This is a genomic window from Streptomyces sp. CY-1, assembly GCF_047218265.1.
GTDB lineage: Bacteria > Actinomycetota > Actinomycetes > Streptomycetales > Streptomycetaceae > Streptomyces > Streptomyces niphimycinicus.
In genome coordinates, this window is sequence record NZ_CP178393.1 from 9,035,847 (window position 1) to 9,052,344 (window position 16,498).

The 16,498-nt window shown below is 72.6% G+C and carries 15 protein-coding genes; 12 read left to right on the top strand and 3 right to left on the bottom strand.

Annotation, left to right across the window (positions count from 1 at the left end):
• Window positions 1-48: 48 nt before the first annotated feature.
• The 3 genes from ACK1X7_RS38795 to ACK1X7_RS38805 all read left to right on the top strand — a co-directional run bounded on the left by ACK1X7_RS38795 (window position 49) and on the right by ACK1X7_RS38805 (window position 2,493).
• Window positions 49-1,218, top strand: a complete 1,170-nt coding sequence (locus ACK1X7_RS38795; protein ID WP_385153800.1) for a glycerophosphodiester phosphodiesterase — start codon at window positions 49-51, stop codon at window positions 1,216-1,218.
• 128 nt (window positions 1,219-1,346) lie between these two features.
• Window positions 1,347-1,868, top strand: a complete 522-nt coding sequence (locus ACK1X7_RS38800) for a sigma-70 family RNA polymerase sigma factor (protein ID WP_078639927.1) — start codon at window positions 1,347-1,349, stop codon at window positions 1,866-1,868.
• Between the two features lie 121 nt (window positions 1,869-1,989).
• Entirely contained in the window at window positions 1,990-2,493 is a 504-nt protein-coding gene (locus ACK1X7_RS38805; RefSeq protein ID WP_390795335.1) for a GNAT family N-acetyltransferase, read from the top strand.
• Window positions 2,494-2,526: 33 nt separating this feature from the next.
• Here ACK1X7_RS38805 and ACK1X7_RS38810 read toward each other — a convergent pair whose 3' ends face one another.
• Entirely contained in the window at window positions 2,527-2,976 is a 450-nt protein-coding gene (locus tag ACK1X7_RS38810) for a hypothetical protein (protein WP_385157994.1), read from the bottom strand.
• Window positions 2,969-3,337: a hypothetical protein gene (locus ACK1X7_RS38815; RefSeq protein ID WP_413116373.1), complete on the bottom strand. Its 369-nt coding sequence runs from the start codon at window positions 3,335-3,337 to the stop codon at window positions 2,969-2,971. The genes ACK1X7_RS38810 and ACK1X7_RS38815 overlap by 8 nt, the downstream gene beginning before the upstream one ends.
• A gap of 148 nt (window positions 3,338-3,485) precedes the next feature.
• Between ACK1X7_RS38815 and ACK1X7_RS38820 the strand changes: the two genes are divergently transcribed.
• The 7 genes from ACK1X7_RS38820 (at window position 3,486) to cobT (ending at window position 14,139) form a co-directional block, all read left to right on the top strand.
• Window positions 3,486-4,133 carry an HAD-IA family hydrolase gene (locus ACK1X7_RS38820; RefSeq protein WP_361498051.1) on the top strand — a complete coding sequence of 216 codons (648 nt, stop codon included), beginning with the start codon at window positions 3,486-3,488 and terminating at the stop codon, window positions 4,131-4,133.
• A gap of 401 nt (window positions 4,134-4,534) precedes the next feature.
• Window positions 4,535-5,590: a methionine ABC transporter ATP-binding protein gene (locus ACK1X7_RS38825; RefSeq protein WP_361498049.1), complete on the top strand. Its 1,056-nt coding sequence runs from the start codon at window positions 4,535-4,537 to the stop codon at window positions 5,588-5,590.
• Entirely contained in the window at window positions 5,587-6,375 is a 789-nt protein-coding gene (locus ACK1X7_RS38830) for a methionine ABC transporter permease (RefSeq protein WP_390795336.1), read from the top strand. The genes ACK1X7_RS38825 and ACK1X7_RS38830 overlap by 4 nt, the downstream gene beginning before the upstream one ends.
• A gap of 105 nt (window positions 6,376-6,480) precedes the next feature.
• On the top strand, window positions 6,481-7,302 hold the full coding sequence (locus ACK1X7_RS38835; RefSeq protein WP_413116374.1) for a MetQ/NlpA family ABC transporter substrate-binding protein: 822 nt from the start codon (window positions 6,481-6,483) through the stop codon (window positions 7,300-7,302).
• Between the two features lie 197 nt (window positions 7,303-7,499).
• Complete coding sequence (locus tag ACK1X7_RS38840) at window positions 7,500-8,147, top strand: GNAT family N-acetyltransferase (protein WP_398159701.1); 648 nt, start codon at window positions 7,500-7,502, stop codon at window positions 8,145-8,147.
• Window positions 8,148-8,438: 291 nt separating this feature from the next.
• The gene (gene cbiE, locus ACK1X7_RS38845; protein WP_390795337.1) at window positions 8,439-9,692 is read left to right on the top strand and encodes a precorrin-6y C5,15-methyltransferase (decarboxylating) subunit CbiE; all 1,254 of its coding nucleotides are present in this window, start codon (window positions 8,439-8,441) and stop codon (window positions 9,690-9,692) included.
• 280 nt (window positions 9,693-9,972) lie between these two features.
• Window positions 9,973-14,139 (top strand): nicotinate-nucleotide--dimethylbenzimidazole phosphoribosyltransferase, encoded by a 4,167-nt coding sequence (gene cobT / locus ACK1X7_RS38850; RefSeq protein WP_413116375.1) that lies wholly within the window; start codon window positions 9,973-9,975, stop codon window positions 14,137-14,139.
• On the opposite strand, the gene ACK1X7_RS38855 is transcribed toward cobT, so the two are convergent.
• Complete coding sequence (locus ACK1X7_RS38855) at window positions 14,123-14,308, bottom strand: hypothetical protein (protein ID WP_413116376.1); 186 nt, start codon at window positions 14,306-14,308, stop codon at window positions 14,123-14,125. The genes cobT and ACK1X7_RS38855 overlap by 17 nt on opposite strands.
• Between ACK1X7_RS38855 and cobA the strand changes: the two genes are divergently transcribed.
• Together cobA and ACK1X7_RS38865 are read left to right on the top strand one after the other, a co-directional pair.
• On the top strand, window positions 14,307-15,527 hold the full coding sequence (gene cobA / locus ACK1X7_RS38860) for a uroporphyrinogen-III C-methyltransferase (RefSeq protein WP_385150854.1): 1,221 nt from the start codon (window positions 14,307-14,309) through the stop codon (window positions 15,525-15,527). The genes ACK1X7_RS38855 and cobA overlap by 2 nt on opposite strands.
• 80 nt (window positions 15,528-15,607) lie before the next feature.
• The gene (locus ACK1X7_RS38865) at window positions 15,608-16,426 is read left to right on the top strand and encodes a TrmH family RNA methyltransferase (protein ID WP_216348140.1); all 819 of its coding nucleotides are present in this window, start codon (window positions 15,608-15,610) and stop codon (window positions 16,424-16,426) included.
• Window positions 16,427-16,498: the final 72 nt, after the last annotated feature.

Sequence of the window (16,498 nt, forward strand, 5' to 3'; positions counted from 1 at the left end):
CTTCTGACTGGATTTGACAGGTGTTGAACACCACATCAAGGAGTGCAGATGGAGCGGGAGCAACAGCCCGGACGGCGCGCCCTGCTGGGGGCCGCGGCCCTCGGCGCGGGAGCGGTGGCGCTGAGCGGCGCGGGCACGGCGACGGCCGCGGGCACGCGGTCGGCGCCGGGCGCGGCGGTCGCCGCGGGGACGTCCGGACGGGGCCATGAGCTGCCGGTTCCCACCGTGATCGGCCACCGCGGCGCCAGCGGCTACCGGCCCGAGCACACCCTCGGCTCCTACCAGCTCGCGCTGGACATGGGCGCGGACATCGTCGAGCAGGACCTGGTCCCCACCAAGGACGGCCATCTGGTCTGCCGCCACGAGAACGACATCACGGCCACCACGGATGTCTCCGCGCACCCGGAGTTCGCCGACCGCAAGACCACCAAGACGGTCGACGGCACCAAGCTCACCGGCTGGTTCACCGAGGACTTCACCCTCGCCGAGCTGAAGACGCTGCGCGCCAAGGAGCGCATCCCGGGCAACCGCCAGCGCAACACCCTCTACGACGGCCGCTGGGAGGTGCCCACCTTCGAAGAGGTGCTCCAGTGGGCCGAGCGCGAGGGCCGCAAGCGCGGCCGCCGGGTGTGGCTGTACGTGGAGACCAAGCACCCCACCTACTTCCGCAAGCTGGGCCTCGGCCTGGAGGAGCCGCTGGCCAAGCTGCTGCGCCGGTACGGCCGCCACAAGAAGGACGCGGCGCTGTTCCTCCAGTCCTTCGAGCCGAGCAGCATCCAGCGGCTGCGCAAGCTGGTCGGCACCCCGTCCGTCGTACTGCTGTCCACGATGGACAGCCGGCCCTGGGACTTCGTCGAGGCGAACGACCCGCGTACGGTCGCGGACCTGGTCAAGCCCGAGGGGCTCAAGTGGATCGCGAGCTACGCCCAGGGGATCGGCCCCGATCTGTCGGTCATCATCCCCAGGACGCCGGACGGCAAGCTGGGCACGCCGACCAGCGTGGTGAAGGACGCGCATGCGGCGGGGCTGATCCTGCACCCGTACACCATGCGCAACGAGAACACCTTCCTCCCGGCCGACTTCCGCCGCGGCACCGACCCCAATGCCTACGGTGACGCTTTCGGTGCGTTCAAGGCATACTTCGCGACCGGAATTGACGGCATCTTCTCCGACAACGCGGACACCGCCCTCCTCGCGGCGGCGGACTTCCGCAAGTAGTTCCGCACATACGGGTGGGTGACGGCGGGGCCGCGCGAGCGTCAAGGCGCGGCCCCGCCGCTTCCCCGGTCGGGTGAGACCACGGTCACCCGGCAACCACCCCACGACCCGGCCTCGTCCCGCCCGGCATGGACCTTGTGAAACGACTGGGCCCGCTGCTGGCCGCCGAAGCGGCGGCCGAGGCATATGGCGTCGGCGTCGAGCCCGCCGAACTCGAACAGGCCGTCTGGCTACGGCTGCTGGAACGCACCCGGGACACCGGACCGCCGCCCCACCCCGCCCGCTGGCTGCGCTGCGCCGTACGGGCCGAGGTGCGCGGGGCCAGGCGCCGGGCGCGCCGCGAGGTGCCGTACGACCCGATGGCCGGCGGCCCGCTCAGCGGCCCCGAGCCCCACCCCGCCGAACACGCCGTGCTGACCGCGGAGACCCGCCGGACGCTGCGTGCGGCGGTGCGGCGGCTGCCCGGCCGCTGCCCCGCGCTGCTCGCGGCGATGCTCTCCCGCTCCGACCTCACGTACCGCGAGATCGCGCACCAGTTGGGAATGTCACAGGGCAGTCTGGGCCCGGTACGTTCCCGATGTCTGGCTTGCCTGCGCAGAATGCTCATGGCGGAGGTTGCGGCTCCTGAACCATGGGGAAAGGAGCGATAGACAACCGGCGCCTCGGAGGCGGACGCCCACCATGCGGCGCCTCCACCCAGGCCATGAACCCTCGGTCGCACACCTACCCTCACCGCGGCCGGGGGACCGAGAATAGGGGAGGCATGCGCACATGGGCATGAGCGTGACCATCTCCGCGGCGACCGCGGACGACGCCGAGCAGATCCTGAAGCTGCAATATCTGTGCTACCAGGGCGAGGCGGAGCTCTACGGCGACTACTCGATCGAACCGCTGACGCAGTCGCTCGACGACCTGCGCGCCGAACTGAGCGGGGGCTGCGTGCTCGTCGCCCGGCTCGGCGCGGAGGTCGTCGGCTCGGTCCGCGGAGTCGTCGACGAAAAGGGGACCGCCGCCATCGGCAAGCTGATCGTCCACCCGCGGATGCAGCGGCACGGCCTGGGCGGACGGCTGCTCGCGGCCATCGAAGGGCGGCTGACCGAGGACCGGGCCGCCAAGCGCTACCGGCTGTTCACCGGCCACCGCAGCGAGGGCAATCTGCGGCTGTACCGCCGCTACGGCTACGCCCAGGTGGGCACCGAGGAGGTCAACCGCCGGCTGAGCCTGGTGACCATGGAGAAGGACGCCACGGCCACCGCGTACGCGGCCAGCGCCTGATACTCGGACGCGTGGGTCAAGGCCCGCCGGGGTTCAGCCCCGGCGGGCCTTCCTCAGCCACAGCAGGCCCGTGACCGGCAGGAAGATCGGGATGAACAGATAGCCCATCCCGTAGTCGGACCACACCGTCTGGTCGGGGAAGGCCGAGGGGTCGGCAAGGGTCCAGGTGCCCACGGTCAGCACCCCCACCAGCTCCGCCGCACAGCAGACCATCGCCGCCCTGCGCGCGCCCTCGCCGCCGCGCACCAGCGAGACCGTGATGAACGCGTACACCACGGCGGAGACCGCCGAGAGGATGTAGGCGAGCGGGGCCTCCTGGTACTGGGCGATGAGCTGGTAGATCGAGCGGGACGCGGCGGCCACGGTGAAGACGCCGTAGAGCAGCACCAGCAGCCGCCCGGGGCCCTGCCCCAGCCCGGTGCGCGCGTCCGCTTCCGCTTCCGTCTTCCCGGCCGTCGTCCCCACCTTTGGTGATTCAGCCACCGGCGCCTCCCCAGATGTCGTACAGCCGCACCTCGAGCACGGCCAGCACCACGGCCGCCGCGGAGACCGTCGCCGACCCCCAGCGGGTCCGTTCCGTGAGCGACATGAACGCCGCGACCGGCACCGCGAGCGCCGAGCCGATGAGATAGGCCACGAAGATGGCCACCCCCTGCTGCGGATCGGCGCCGCCCGCCAGCCGCACCACTCCTATGCCCAACTGCACGATCGCCAGCAGTGCCACCACGGCCATGCCGATGAAGTGCCAGTCCTTGGTCGGCTGGTCCCGGTAGGCGGCGAAGCCGCACCACGCGGCGAGAAGGAGCGCGGTCACACCGAGCGCGACCGTCAGCGCGTCGATCAACGGGACCTCCGCGCGGTGCGGCGGCGCACCCGACGGCGGCGCACACAGGGAGTGACAAGCATGGGACGAGGGTAATCGGCCCGCCCGGCCGCGCCGCGCTCGGCCCCGCGCCCGAGGGCGTCCGCGAGCCCCACGTACGCTGCGGCTCATGAAGATCTCCGCTGACGCGCTGTTGTTCGACAACGACGGGACCCTCGTCTCCTCCCTGGACTCGGTGCATCGCTGCTGGACCCGCTGGGCCGATGAGCAGGGGATTGAGGCGGAGGACTTCGCCCGGGTCGAGCTGCATGGCCGCCCGGCCGACGACATCATCGCCGATCTGCTCCCCGCCGACCGTGCCCCGCGGGCCCGGGCGCGCATCGACGAGCTGGAGCTGGCGGACGTGCCGGGCGGGGTGAAGCTGCTCCCCGGCACCGCCGAGCTGCTGGCCGGGCTGCCCGCCGCGCGCTGGGCCGTGGTGACCTCCGCCAACCGCCCGCTGGCCGAGGCCCGCCTGGCCGAGGTGGCGATACGCCCCGGAACGCTGATCACCTCCGACGACATCACCCGCGGCAAGCCCGACCCCGAGCCGTTCCTGCTGGCGGCCGAGCGGCTGGGAGTCGACCCGGCACGCTGTGTGGTCTTCGAGGACGCCCCGGCCGGGCTCGCGGCGGGCCGTGCGGCCGGGATGCGGACCGTGGCGTTGACCACAACGACCGCCCGCGAGGAGCTGGTCGCCGACATCGTGGTCGAGGACCTGTCGGCCGTGTCCGCACGGCTTCTCGACGGGGGCGTGGAGATCACCTGCCGGGTCTGAACCGGGTCCGGCGCCCCCGTTCCCTGTCCACGGACTGATCAAGCATGTCCGCTATACGGACACCCCTGATGGGTCCGTACCCGTGTCTGCTTTACTTACAGCCATGACCACGACGAGCTGCCGCATCCCTGCGACCGAGGCGAACCCCACGCCCGGTGCTCGTTGTCGGTGTCGAATGTGTGACTGCTGAGGGCCCCTGCCCGAGCCTCGCGCCCCGAAGCGAGACCGGCTGAGCCGGACCCGTGCGCCCAGCGCGCCGGGCCGCGCCGCCCCGCGTCACCGGAACCCGAAACGCGCCCACACATCGCGCATCTCCTCGGGTCCGCCCTGCCGCGTTCCGAAATGAACGAGCCGTGCCCGGCGGCACCAACCGCCGTGCACTCAACAGTGACGGAAACCCTGTGATCACCACCACGGACCTGACCAAGGTCTACCGCTCACGAGGCCGCGAGGTCACCGCCCTCGACGGTGTCGATCTGCATGTCCGCGAGGGTGAGGTGTACGGCGTCGTCGGCCAGAGCGGCGCCGGGAAATCCACCCTCATCCGCTGCGTCAACCTCCTGGAGCGCCCCACCTCCGGCACGGTCACCGTGGCCGGCCAGGACCTGACCGCACTCGCCGGGCGCCGCCAGAGCGCCGGCTCCGCGCTGCGCCAGGCCCGCAGCCGTATCGGCATGGTGTTCCAGCACTTCAACCTGCTCTCCTCGCGCACCGTGCGGGACAACGTCGAGCTGCCCCTGGAGATCCTCGGCGTCTCCGGCAAGGAGCGCACCCGCAAGGCCCTGGAACTGCTGGAGCTGGTGGGCCTCAGTGACAAGGCCAAGGCGTACCCCGCGCAGCTCTCCGGCGGCCAGAAGCAGCGCGTCGGCATCGCCCGGGCGCTGGCCGGCGACCCCAAGGTGCTGCTCTCGGACGAGGCGACCTCCGCGCTCGACCCCGAGACCACCCGCTCGATCCTCCAGTTGCTGCGCGACCTCAATGAGCAGCTCGGCCTGACCGTGCTGCTCATCACCCACGAGATGGACGTCGTCAAGACGATCTGCGACTCGGCCGCGCTGATGCGCGACGGCCGGATCGTGGAGTCCGGCCAGGTCAGCGAGTTGCTGGCGACGCCCGGCTCCGAGCTGGCCCAGGAGCTCTTCCCGGTCGGCGGGGTGCCCTCGGGCGAGGACCGCACGGTCGTGGACGTCACCTTCCAGGGCGAGGCGGCCACCAAGCCGGTCATCTCCCAGCTCTCCCGTACCTACAACATCGACATCTCGATCCTGGGCGCCGCGATGGACACCGTCGGCGGCCACCAGGTCGGCCGGATGCGGATCGAACTGCCCGGCCGGTTCGAGGAGAACGTCGTCCCGATCGGCTTCCTGCGGGAGCAGGGACTCCAGGTCGATGTCGCGGCCATCGCCGACGGCCCGCGCGCGAACCCGACCCCGCTGCTCAAGGAGGGCGCCAAGTGACCTGGTCCGAGATGGAGCCCCTGCTGGAGCAGGCATGTTGGGACACCCTCTACATGGTCGGCTGGTCGGCGGTGATCGCCGTCGTCGGCGGACTGCCGCTCGGTGTGCTGCTGGTCCTCACCGACCGCGGCGGAGTGCTTCAGAACGTCGTGGTGAACAAGGTCGTCGGGCAGATCGTCAACGTCGCCCGCTCGATGCCGTTCATCATCCTGATGGTCGCCCTGATCTCCTTCACCCGGGCGATCGTGGGCACCACCATCGGCCCCGAGGCCGCGATCGTGCCCCTGGCCATCGGCGCCATCCCCTTCTACGCCCGGCTCGTGGAGACCTCGGTGCGCGAGGTGGACGGCGGGCTGGTCGAGGCCGTGCAGTCGATGGGCGGCTCCACCTGGACCGTCGTCCGCAAGGTGCTGCTGCCCGAGTCGCTGCCCGCGCTGATCTCCAGCGCGACCACCACGATCGTCGCACTCATCGGCTACTCGGCGATGGCCGGCACGGTCGGCGCCGGTGGCCTCGGTGACCTGGCGGTCCGCTACGGCTATCTGCGGTTCGAGACCAAGTTGATGTGGATCACCGTCGCCATCCTCGCGGTGGTCATCTCCGTCATCCAGTTCGCGGGCGACATCGCCGCCCGCGGCCTGTCGCACCGCGGCCGCTCCTCGGTCGCCCCGCGGCTGGTGCTGCTGCGCGGCGGCGCGTCCCGGGCCGGGAAGCCCGCCGCGGCCCCGGAGCCGCGGACCGCGCCCGCCGAGATCGAGTCCGTGGAGCCGACCAAGGTCCCCTGAGCCCCCACCCCCCACCCACCTCCGTACCCCCCCCGTACCACCCGGCCGTCATTCCGCTTCCGCACCCGCGGCGGATTCGTGCGCCCTCGAAGAAAGGCACTTTTCGTGCGTAACGCCACCAAGACCGTCACCACTGTCCTCGCCGCCGGTGCGCTCGCCCTCGGCGTCGCCGCTTGCAGCCCCTCGTCCTCCGACGACAAGAACGGCGCGCTGGTCGTCGCCGCGAGCCCGGTCCCGCACGCGGAGATACTCAACTACGTCAAGGACCACCTGGCCGACAAGGCGGGCCTCAAGCTGGAGGTCCGGGAGTTCACCGACTACAACACGCCGAACCTCTCCACCCAGGACGGCTCGGTCGGCGCCAACTACTTCCAGAACCAGCCGTTCCTGGACGACTTCAACAAGAAGAAGGGCACCGACATCGTGCCCGTCGTCACCGTGCACCTCGAGCCGCTCGGCCTCTACTCGCACAAGGTCAAGAAGGCCGATGAGCTGGGGAAGGGCGCCACCGTGGCCGTCCCGAGCGACACGGTCAACGAGGCCCGCGCGCTGAAGCTGCTGGACGCGAACGGGGTCATCAAGCTCAAGAGCGGTGTGGGCAACGAGGCCACCCCCAAGGACATCGTCACCAACCCCAAGGGCCTGAAGTTCAAGGAACTGGAGGCCGCCCAGTTGCCGCGGTCGCTCGACGACGTGGACGCCGCGGTCGTCAACGGCAACTACGCCATCGAGGCGCACCTCAAGCCCGCCAAGGACGCCATCCTCCTCGAATCGCCCAAGAACAACCCGTACGCCAACTTCCTGGCCGTGAAGAAGGGCAACGAGGACGACCCGCGGGTCAAGAAGCTGGCCAAGCTCCTCACCTCCCCCGAGGTGAAGAAGTACATCAAGGACCAGTACCAGGGCTCCGTGCTCGCGTCCTTCTGAGCCGCGGCGCACCGCGACACCACCGCAACGATCGCGCCAACCTTCCCGCCCACCGGCGGATCCCCAGGGCTCCGCATCCGGACCACAACCGGATGCGGGGCCTTGCGATTCACCCCCCGTGCTGCATTCTCCCTGCGTGATGCTGCATGCTGGGCCTCTCTACGGCCCTGAAACGACCCCCGGTTACGGAGCGGCGCATGACATCCACCTTCCCGGACATCTCCATCAGTACGGAACGGCTGGTGCTGCGCCCGTTCGAGGAAGCGGACATACCCGCGCTCGCGGACATGATGAACGACGAAAGCATCATCGCCTGGACCCGGGCGCCCCATCCGTACAGCCCCGCCGACGCCCGCGACCAGGCGCTGCGGCTCGCCCCTGCGGAACGGACCACGGGCCGGGGAATCGTCTTCGCGGTCGCCGAATTCCTCACCCAGCGGCTGGTCGGCATCGTGCATCTGACCCATACCGACTGGAGATTGCTGGCCACCGAGGCCAGCTATATCGTCGCCCCCTGGGCGCGCGGTGAGGGCTATGCCTCGGAGGCGGTGCTGGCGGTGGCCCGCTGGCTGTTCCAGGACCAGAAGTTCGAGCGCCTGGAGCTGCGCACCGCCGCCGGCAACACCGCCGCCCAGCAGGTCGCCCAGAAGGTCGGCTGCATCAGCGAGGGTGTGTTGCGCAACGCCTGGATAGCCCGCACCCAGACGGAGGACGGCGGCTGGACCGATATGCGCACCGACCTCATCGTCTGGAGTCTGCTCGCCGAGGACCTCGACGGCGTCCCCGGCCAGAACTCCGAGCCCGAGGGCTTCGGCGTCTATCCCACCTACTCCGACTGGGGCTGACGCCCCGACCACGCCCCGGCCGGGGCGGAGATCCGGCGCATTCGCGCCGCCCGCGCCCCCGGCGCACCACCTCCGCGCCCGCCCCCGCTCCGGCGGTCCGGACCAGCCGGGGTACTCTTCGACCGCGCCGAGCACCCGCGCCTCGGCCGCATCCGGGACCGCGCCCCGCGCATCCGCGGCACACCGGCCGCGACCCGCCCGTGAACCTCACAGGCACACCACGCGACGTACGCGGCCCACCGCGACGCACCGACAGACCCGAACCGCCGCACACAGGGGAGAACAAGGACGATGGCCGACCGCGTCACGGTGATCGGTTGGGACGGCACCCCGCTGACGGACGCGGCCCGCTCCGCCCTCGCGGCGGCCACCCTCGTGGCCGGCGCCGCCCACCACCTGGCGCTGCCCGAAGTCCCGCCCGGCGCCGAACGGATCCGGCTCGGCAGCGTGGACCTCGCGGCCCGCCGGATCGCCCAGCACCGCGGCTCCGCCGTGGTCCTGGCCGACGGCGACCCCGGCTTCTTCGGCGTCGTCCGCGCCCTGCGCGCCCCCGAGCACGGACTCGAGGTCGAGGTCGTCCCCGCCGTCTCCTCCGTCGCCGCCGCCTTCGCCCGGGCCGGAATGCCCTGGGACGACGCCCAGGTCGTCGTCGCCCACAGCCGCGATCTGCGCCGCGCGGTCAACGTCTGCCGCGCCCACACCAAGGTCGCCGTCCTCACCTCGCCCGGCGCCGGCCCCGCCGAACTCGCACTGCTGCTCGGCCCGGTGCACCGCACCTTCGTCATCTGCGAGGCGCTGGGCACCGAACGCGAGCAGGTCACCGTCCTGACCTCCGACAAGGCCGCCGACCACGCCTGGCGCGACCCCAACGTCGTCATCGTCATCGGCGGCTCCGGCATAACTCCCGTCCGCGGCGGCCCGGCGGCCGGTGCCGCCCGCGGCGCGCTACAGAGCGGCGGCTGGATCGCCGGACGCGACCCCGGCTACCCGGGCGCCGTCCGCGGCTGGGCGCTGCCCGGCCCCGCGTACGGGACCGTGCTGGGCGAGAGCGAGTCCCCGCAACTGCGCGCCCTCCAACTCGCCCGGATCGGCCCCCGCCTGGGCGACCTGGTCTGGGACATCGGAGCGGGCAGCGGGGCCGCGGCCGTCGAGACCGCCGGGTTCGGCGCCGCCGTCATCACCGTCGACCGCGACCCGGACGCCTGCGAGCGCACCGACACCCTGGCCCGCCGCTTCGGCGTACAGCTCCAGGTCGTCCAGGGCGTCGCCCCCGGGGTGCTGGAGGACCTGCCGGAGCCGGATGTGGTGCGGATCGGCGGTGGGGGCGCGTCCGTCGTCGCCGCGTGCGCCGCGCGCCGCCCCGAGCGCATCGTCACCCACGCCGCGACCCGAGACGAGGCGGAGGCCATCGGCCAGGCCCTGGAGGACGGCGGCTACGCCGTCGAATGCGTGCTGCTCCAGTCCGTCGAACTGGACACGCGGGGTTGGACGGAACGGGAGCGCGCGGTCGCCTTCATGCTCTGCGGCCACCGCCCGCACCAGTGATTTTGTCCTTGTGACGTTCACCCCGAGCTTCGCCCCGGTGACCTGCCCCGGGCACCGCGCGAGGTAGGCTGGCGGATCGTTGTACTGCCTGTACCGCTGCCCGGCGTTCGGCGCTTTATTGGCCAAAGGCCGGAAAATGCCCCTCCCTTGGCGGGGCGGCGGTAGGCAAGCCTCGGGCGTGTCTACGTGCCGCGCACGGCGCATGCTCGTTCTTGCTCAGGGGGCTTGCTCTCGGCGGTAGGCGGTTGGAAGGAGCACTAACGATGGGCGAGGGGTACGCATGACCGACACCGGCCAGGTCCCGGGAGAGGGACTGCCGGAGAACGCAGGCGGACGACTCGGACATCCGCACCCGGCGGATGTCCATGCCCCGCCTGCCGACGCCGGTTACATCGAACAGCCGCATCCCGGTGTCCCTCCAGGCGCCGCCTACACCTTCCTCGACGGGCCCGAACACGTCGGCGAGGAGGACGATCTGCTGCTGATGCCGGGCGCCCAGGGCGCCTGGAGCGAGCAGCAGGCCCAGTACCAGACCGGGGCGTACGAGGCGGGTGTGCTCGACCCCGGCGCCGCCGCGTACGCCGAGACCCAGATGCCCGAGCCGCAGCCCGTGGCGGAGCAGCCCGTACCGCAGTCGGCCCCCGCCCAGGCCGCGTACGCGGCGCCCGCCGCCCCCGCCCGGCGACCGCTCCATATGGGCCCGCCGGTGCCCGACACCTCCAACGGCGTGGTGCGTTCACTCGCCGACCGGGGCCCGGCCGCGGGCCGGCACGCCGCGCCCGTACGCCAGCCGGAGCCCGAGCCGCAGGCCGCGCCGGAGCCACAGGCCGTTCCGGAGTCGCAGGCCGTGCCGGAGCCGCAGCCGCAGGTGCCGCACCAGGTCGGGGCCCAGCCCGAGTACGGGGCGGGGCCGCAGCAGGGCGTTCCGGTGCCTGAGCAGGGCGGGATGGCGGAGCAGCAGTTCGCCGGGCCCGAGCACTTCGCCGGGCCCGAGCAGCAGTACGCGGAGCCCGAGCAGTTCGCCGGGCCCGAGCAGCAGTTTGCCGGGCCCGAGCAGCTTGCCGAGGCCGAGCAGCAGTTCGCCACACCTGAGCAGCTTGCCGCGCCTGAGCACTTCGTCGTTCCCGAGCACCCGGTCATGCTCGAGCAGCCGCTGGCGACCGACTACTCCACCGCGCCCCAGTACGCCGCCGGGCCGCAGTACTTCACCCCGCAGCCCGACGACCTGAGCCGGCTCCCCGGGCCTCAGCTCGCGGACCTCCCGCAGATGGTCGACGCCCCGCAGCCGGGGGACGCCTGGGACTCCACGCCGCCTGCGCAGCAAGCCGCCGCTCCCGCCGAGGCGGTCGGTACGGCTGAGGAGCCTCAGGCCGCGGAGGGGCCCGAAGCGGATCCCGCTCCCGAGCAGTTCGCCCAGCCCGAGGCGATGGCGCCGGAGGCACAGCCGGTCGCGATGGACCAGGCGTACGGGGACCCGGCGGTCGCGGACCCGCACCAGATGGGCGCGACCATCCCGGCCCAGGCCGGGGAGCCCGTCATGGCGCCCGCCCCGGAAGCCGCCGTGGCCGAGGAGCAGGTCCTCGACATCCCGGCCCAGGCCCAGACCGAGCCCATCACCGAACAGCCCGAGGCCCGGCCCGCCCCCGCCCCGGAGGCCGTACCGGAGATCCCGGCGCAGTTGGCCCATGAGCCGGTCACGGCCGAGGAGCCGTACGCTCCGGCCGCCGAGGCCCCCGCCCAGGAACCGCCGGATCAGCCCGCCGAAACGGTGGAGCAGGCCGCCGTGGACCCGGCGCTCTCGATAGTGGCCGATGTGGCCGACGTGGCCGATGAGGCGCCTCAGCCCGAGGAGGCCGCCGCCGAGGAACCGGCCGCTGCCGAGACGCCTCAGCGGGAGGCGCCCGTCGAGCCGGAGGCCGAGGCCGCGCCCGAAGCGGAGGTCGTACCGGAGGCGGAGACGGAGGCTGCGGCGCCGGAGGAGCCCGCCGAGACGCCTGAGCAGGCGGCGGCCGAGCCGGAGCCCGCAGCCGAGGCCGTGGCTGAGGAGCAGGCTCCCGAGGCCGAAGCGGCGGACACCCCGGAGGCCGAGGCCACCGAGAGCGAAGCCGCTGAGCCGGAGGCACCCGAGACCGCCGAGGCCGAGGCGGCACCCGCCGAACCGGACGCGGAAGCGGCGGCCGAAGCGGCGCCGGAGGCCGGAGCCGAAGCCACCGAGCCCACGGCGGAGCCCGAGGCAGGGACGGAGGCCCAGCCCACCGAGCCCGAGGCCACGACGCCCGAAACGGCACCCGAAGCCGGAGCCGAAGCCACGGAGCCCGAACCCACCGAGCAGGAAGCCCCGGAGCCGCTGGCCGGTACCGCTGAGGCCGCTAGCCCGGAAGCCGTTGAGCCCGCAGCCCCCGAGCCCGCAGCCCCCGAGCCCGCAGCCCCCGAGCCCGCAGCCCCCGAGCCCGAGGCCGGCGCGGCCGAAGCCCCCGCGCCCGAGGCCGGGACCGCCGAACCGGAGCCCACAGCCCCGGAAGCCGCCGAGCCGGAGCCCGAGCCTCAGACGGAGCCCGAAGCGGCCACCGAGCCCGAAGCGGACACCACCCCCGAAGCGGCCCAGGAATCCACACCGGAGCCCGACGCCGACTCCGACGCCGACGCCGAGACCCACGTCGACACCGAGCCCGACTCCGAGCTCGAGCCCGAGCCGATCCCCATCCCCCTCGGCCCTCGCGCCGAGGGGTACGACGAGGCCGAGCGCGCCGCCGTCCACCGCGTGATGCGCGAGCGCCGGGACATCCGTAACGGCTTCCGGTCCGACCCCATCCCGCACGAGGTGCTGCTGCGCGTCCTCGAAGCCGCGCACACCGCGCCCAGCGTCGGGCACTCCCAGCCGTGGGACTTCGTCGTCATCCGCTCGGCGGAGACCCGGCGCGCCATGCATGAGCTGGCCATGCGCCAGCGGGACGCGTACGCCAAGTCCCTCCCCAAGGGCCGGGCCAAGCAGTTCAAGGAACTGAAGGTCGAGGCCATCCTCGAGACCCCGGTCAACATCGTCGTCACCGCCGACCCCACCCGCGGCGGCCGCCACACCCTCGGCCGGCACACTCAGCCGCAGATGGCGCCGTACTCCTCCGCGCTCGCGGTGGAGAACCTGTGGCTCGCCGCCCGCGCCGAGGGCCTCGGTGTCGGCTGGGTCAGCTTCTTCGACGAGCGCGAGATGGTGCGGGAGCTCGGGCTGCCCGACCATCTGGAGATCGTGGCGTATCTGTGCGTCGGGTACGTCGACGAGTTCCCGCAGGAGCCGGAGCTGATGAAGGCCGGGTGGTCCAAGCGCCGCCCGCTGTCCTGGGTCGTCCATGAGGAGACGTACGGCCGCCGCACCCTGCCCGGCGGCGATCCGCACAATCTGCTCCAGGAGACCTTGCGGGGCATCCGCCCGCTGGACGCCAAGGCGCTCGGCGAGGCGTGGGAGCGGCAGAAGCGGATGACCAAGCCGTCGGGTGCGCTCGGCATGCTGGAGATCATCTCCGCCCAGTTGAGCGGGCTGTCCCGGCAGTGCCCGCCGCCGATCCCGGAGCCCGCGGCCGTCGCGATCTTCGCGGGCGACCACGGAGTGCACGCCCAGGGCGTCACCGCCTGGCCGCAGGAGGTCACCAGCCAGATGGTGGCCAACTTCCTGGGCGGCGGCGCGGTCTGCAACGCCTTCGCCGCCCAGGTGGGCGCCGAGGTGTGCGTCGTGGACGTCGGGGTGGCCGGCGATCTGCCCAGCACCCCCGGGCTGCTGCCGCGCAAGGTGCGGGCGGGCACCGGAGACTTCACCGTCGGCCCCGCGCTCACCCGCGAGGAGGTGCTGCGCGCCATCGAGGTGGGCATCGAGACGGCCCGCGATCTGGTGGCCGCCGGGAACAAGGCGCTGCTCACCGGAGAGATGGGGATCGCCAACACCACCGTGTCGGCCGCCCTGGTCTCCGTCTACACCGGCGCCGACCCGGCCGAGGTGACCGGGCGCGGCACCGGCATCAACGACGAGATGCACGCGCGCAAGATCGATGTCGTACGGCGCGGTCTCGAACTGCACCAGCCCGATCCGGCCGACCCCATCGGCGTCCTGACGGCGATCGGCGGCCTGGAGCACGCCGCGATCGCCGGGCTGCTGCTGGGCGGCGCCTCGCTGCGTACCCCCGTGATCCTGGACGGGGTGAGCGCGGGCGCCGCGGCGCTGGTCGCACGGGCCATCGCGCCCGAGGTGCTGGCGGCCTGCATCGCGGGCCACCGCAGCGCCGAGCCGGGCCATGTGGCGGCTCTGAACAAGCTGGGTCTGCGCCCCCTGGTCGACCTGGATCTGCGGCTCGGCGAGGGTACGGGTGCGCTGCTCGCCCTTCCGGTGGTGCAGAGCGCCGCACGGGCGATGCACGAGGTGGCCACGTTCGACTCCGCAGGGGTCACGGAGAAAAACTGATGCGTGCCCCCGCCGCGTAGGGTGTCGGCGGGGGCTCCGCCTCAGAGCCGATCAAGCTCCAGCCGATCAAGCTCCAGCCGATCAAGCTCCAGTAGAGCAAGCCCCAGTCGATCAGCCGCTCCAGCGCCGCAGCGGCCGCGCATTCGCACGAGGAGAGCCGCACCGCCATGTCCGAACACTTCGCATACCCCGTCGGACTGCGCCTTTCCGGTCGGCGTGTGGTCGTCCTCGGGGCGGGGCAGGTCGCCCAGCGCCGGCTGCCCGCGCTGATAGCGGCCGGTGCGGACATCCTGCTGATCTCGCCGTCCGCCACCGCCTCCGTCGAGGCCATGGCAGAGGCGGGGGAGGTGCGCTGGGAGCGCCGCCGCTACCAGGAGGGCGACTTCGAGGGCGCCTGGTACGTCCTGATCACCACGGACGACCCGGAGGCCAACGCCACCGCGTCCGCCGAGGCCGAGGCGCGCCGCATCTGGTGCGTCCGCAGCGACGACGCCGAGGCCGCCTCCGCCTGGACCCCGGCCACCGGGCGGAGCGAGGGCGTCACCGTCGCCGTGCTCACCGGACAGGACCCGCGCCGCTCCGCCGCCGTCCGGGACGCCGTGGTGGAGGGGCTGCGCGACGGCACCCTCGCCGCGCCCCGGCACCGCACCCGCGGCCCGCGGGTGGCGCTGGTGGGCGGCGGGCCGGGCGATCCGGACCTGATCACCGTGCGCGGCCGCCGCCTCCTCGCCGAGGCGGACGTGGTGGTGGCCGACCGGCTCGGCCCGCGCGATCTGCTCGATGAACTCCCGCCGCATGTCGAGGTGATCGACGCGGCGAAGATCCCGTACGGCCGTTTCATGGCCCAGGAGGCGATCAACCACGCGCTGATCGAGCACGCCAGGGCGGGCAAATCGGTCGTCCGCCTCAAGGGCGGCGACCCCTTCGTCTTCGGGCGCGGTATGGAGGAGGCGGAGGCGCTCGCCGAGGCCGGTATCCCGTGCACGGTCGTCCCCGGCATCTCCAGCTCCATCAGCGTCCCGGGCGCGGCCGGGATCCCGGTGACCCACCGGGGCGTCGCGCATGAGTTCACGGTGGTCAGCGGCCATGTCGCGCCCGACGACCCCAGCTCCCTGGTGGACTGGGCGGCGTTGGCCCGGCTGCGCGGCACACTGGTGCTGCTCATGGCCGTGGAGAAGATCGGCGCCATCGCCGCGACCCTCGTCGCCCACGGCCGGGCCGCCGACACCCCTGTCGCCGTGGTCCAGGAGGGCACCACCCCGGCCCAGCGCCGGGTGGACGCGACCCTCGCCACCGTCGGGGAGAGGGTCGCGGCCGAGGGCGTACGGCCCCCGGCGGTCGTGGTGATCGGCGATGTGGTCGCCCTCTCCGCCCGTGACCACCGCTGACGTAAGCGGACGTAACCGCCGGTAACTTATTCACGTCGGGCTCATTGGCACCGCATCCAGGACAAGGCAGTATCACTTAAGTGGCTGATCTCATCACCGTCGATGATCCGGACGACCCGCGGCTGCGCGACTACACGGGTCTGACCGATGTGGAGCTGCGACGCAAGCGGGAACCGGCCGAGGGCCTGTTCATCGCGGAAGGCGAGAAGGTGATCCGGCGCGCCCGCCTCGCCGGCTACGAGATGCGCTCGATGCTGCTGTCGTCCAAGTGGGTCGATGTGATGCGGGACGTCATCGAGGACGTCCCCGCCCCCGTCTACGCCGTCAGCCCCGAACTGGCCGAGCGTGTCACGGGCTACCACGTCCACCGCGGCGCCCTCGCCTCCATGCAGCGCAAGCCGCTGCCGGACGCGGAGTCGGTCCTTCGGAACGCGCGGCGCGTCGTCATCATGGAGTCCGTCAACGACCACACCAACACCGGTGCCATCTTCCGCAGCGCGGCGGCCCTCGGCATGGACGCCGTACTCCTCTCCCCGGACTGCGCCGACCCCCTCTACCGGCGCTCGGTCAAGGTCTCCATGGGCGCCGTCTTCTCCGTGCCGTACGCCCGCCTGGAGAGCTGGCCGCGCGGGCTGGAGGCGGTCCGGGACGCCGGGTTCAAGATCCTCGCCCTGACCCCCGACGAGAAGGCCACCACCATCGACGACGCGGCCCCGCACCGCCTGGAGCGGGTCGCGCTGATGCTGGGCGCGGAGGGCGACGGGCTCTCCACCCAGGCGCTGATGGCCGCGGACGAGTGGGTGCGGATCCCGATGGCCCACGGTGTGGACTCGCTCAACGTGGGCGCGGCGGCGGCGGTCGCCTTCTACGCGGTCACCTCGGGCAGGCCGGGGCTCTGACCGCTACGGGGTCCGGCGCGTGGCAGGGGCTTCGCCCCTGGATCCCGGGGCCTGGGGCGAAGCCCCGCCTTC

What these genes read in the sequence shown, in the direction of transcription:
- ACK1X7_RS38800 (WP_078639927.1), top strand. Translation starts at nt 1,347, where the DNA reads ATGGACCTTGTGAAACGACTGGGCCCGCTGCTGGCCGCCGAAGCGGCG.
- ACK1X7_RS38820 (WP_361498051.1), top strand. Translation starts at nt 3,486, where the DNA reads ATGAAGATCTCCGCTGACGCGCTGTTGTTCGACAACGACGGGACCCTC.
- cbiE (WP_390795337.1), top strand. Translation starts at nt 8,439, where the DNA reads ATGGCCGACCGCGTCACGGTGATCGGTTGGGACGGCACCCCGCTGACG.
- ACK1X7_RS38855 (WP_413116376.1), bottom strand. Translation starts at nt 14,308, where the DNA reads ATGGCGGTGCGGCTCTCCTCGTGCGAATGCGCGGCCGCTGCGGCGCTG.
- cobA (WP_385150854.1), top strand. Translation starts at nt 14,307, where the DNA reads ATGTCCGAACACTTCGCATACCCCGTCGGACTGCGCCTTTCCGGTCGG.
- cobT (WP_413116375.1), top strand. Translation starts at nt 9,973, where the DNA reads ATGACCGACACCGGCCAGGTCCCGGGAGAGGGACTGCCGGAGAACGCA.
- ACK1X7_RS38840 (WP_398159701.1), top strand. Translation starts at nt 7,500, where the DNA reads ATGACATCCACCTTCCCGGACATCTCCATCAGTACGGAACGGCTGGTG.
- ACK1X7_RS38805 (WP_390795335.1), top strand. Translation starts at nt 1,990, where the DNA reads ATGGGCATGAGCGTGACCATCTCCGCGGCGACCGCGGACGACGCCGAG.
- ACK1X7_RS38795 (WP_385153800.1), top strand. Translation starts at nt 49, where the DNA reads ATGGAGCGGGAGCAACAGCCCGGACGGCGCGCCCTGCTGGGGGCCGCG.